Below are 248 nucleotides of genomic sequence, written 5' to 3'. Positions count from 1 at the left end.
GCGCTTTTCAGCGGGGTTGTGAATAGTAACATGGACAGGAAGAATCAGAGAGGTAAAAATCTATGAAAAGTAAATTTGTTTTAGCGCAGCTTGAACAGAAGGGGCTGCCGGAAGAGGATCTGGCAAATGCAAAGAAGTCGGTCGCCGAAGCCATGGAGCTTTATAAGCCGGACATGATGATTTTCCCCGAATGTTTTATGAGCCATTTTCCGACTGGGACGGATCGGGCCGTCTGCCTTGGAACCGCC

The 248-nt window shown here is 48.8% G+C and carries 1 pseudogene; it reads left to right on the top strand.

The annotated features are described in order from the left end of the window. Nucleotides 1–62: 62 nt before the first annotated feature. Nucleotides 63–248, top strand: a pseudogene (locus tag LI114_RS14020) (amidohydrolase); the annotation flags it as partial.

This window comes from Ruminococcus sp. 210702-SL.1.03 (assembly GCF_020559915.1).
Lineage (GTDB): Bacteria > Bacillota > Clostridia > Oscillospirales > Ruminococcaceae > YE71.
Note: the sequence above shows the minus strand (reverse complement) of the source record. Positions and strands in the feature narration are given on the sequence as shown.